This is a genomic window from Roseovarius sp. SK2, assembly GCF_028807495.1.
In the GTDB taxonomy this organism is placed as follows: domain Bacteria; phylum Pseudomonadota; class Alphaproteobacteria; order Rhodobacterales; family Rhodobacteraceae; genus Roseovarius; species Roseovarius confluentis.
In genome coordinates, this window is record NZ_JARAMK010000034.1 from 1 (window position 1) to 1228 (window position 1228).

The window sequence follows — 1228 nt, forward strand, 5'->3', positions numbered from 1 at the left end:
AGGGCAGCAGATGTTCGCCCGGGATCCCAAGCTTGTCGCCAATCTCCTGGATCGGCTTCTTCGACGCCGCACGCGCAATCTCGATGTCTGATTTGTGGCTCATGATGTGTTCCTTTGTCGCGTTTCAGCTTGGAAATTCTTCGCCGACCTCAAGGCCGACTTCGGATGCCCACTGGGCGGCGGGTGTCTTGTCCCCGCCCTCGGGGCGTACTCGTTTGACCAGGATACGGCCTCCGACGCACTGCACCTCGATGCCGTCGTCGGTGATGGCGCGGACCCGGCCGGAAATGCCGTCGCCGGGAGCGCGGGCACTGTCAAAAATCCCCAGCTTGGCACCCTTGTAGGTCGTCCATGCGCCGGGGGCGGGGTTGGTCCCGCGAATGAGATCATAGACCTGCCCCACCGGACGGTGCCAGCAGATTTCCGAGTGCCGCGCGGTGCAGCGGCGCTCGTAGGTGGCCTCCGCTTCGTCCGGCACGATATGCGGCGGATTGCCCGCGCGGAAAAGGTCGCAGACCTCCAGCACGCTGTCCACCGCCGCCGGGTAGATCTTCTTGAAATAGAGGTCGATCACCGTGTCGTCGGGGCCGATCTCGCATTCCCATTGCATCAGGCTGTCGCCCTCGTCCAACCCGTCCGACGGGTAGAACCAGCTGAAACCAGACTTGTCCGATCCCATGATGATCGGCCAGTTGACCGCGCTCGGGCCGCGATGCAGCGGCAGGAGCGACGGGTGAAAACAGATCGAGCCGTGCGTCGGCGTGTCCCGCGCCGCTTCGGGCACGAAGACGTTGACGAAGGCCATGACCATCAGGTCGGCGTTGTATCCGGCCAGTGTTTCCAGCGCCTCGGCATCGTCGAAATTCGCCGGCTGATGTACGGGCAGGCCCTTTTCCAGCGCGAACTCCTTGATCGGGTCCACCGGCTTGCCGTCCCGGTCGGGCTCGCAATACACGGCCACGACTTCGTCGGTTCCGGTTTCGATGATCTTGGCCAGCGCATCCTTGCCGAAGGCTTGCTGCCCCATGACGATCAATCGCATGTTTTTCCTCCCTTGGGTCCGGCAGCTGCGGATTTGCGCCGCACGCTACCGGTCTTTCCTTTTCTATTCCGCTGCGGTTCTCTGCGGGTCTCCCACGGCGCCGCTATCCAGCACCGCCTGCAGCTCGTCGCCGTCATAGCCCAGCACCTCGCGCAGGATCTCCACCGTGTGCTCTCCCAGAAGCGG

The 1228-nt window shown here is 63.6% G+C and carries 1 protein-coding gene; it reads right to left on the minus strand.

What is annotated here, in order from left to right:
• Positions 1 to 124: 124 nt before the first annotated feature.
• Positions 125 to 1042, minus strand: coding sequence for a methionyl-tRNA formyltransferase (locus PVV74_RS22795; protein ID WP_245890602.1), 918 nt, complete (start codon positions 1040 to 1042; stop codon positions 125 to 127).
• Positions 1043 to 1228 lie beyond the last annotated feature (186 nt).

Bases quoted from the DNA above. Each gene is read 5' to 3' on its own strand.
- PVV74_RS22795 (WP_245890602.1), bottom strand. From the start codon at position 1,042: ATGCGATTGATCGTCATGGGGCAGCAAGCCTTCGGCAAGGATGCGCTG.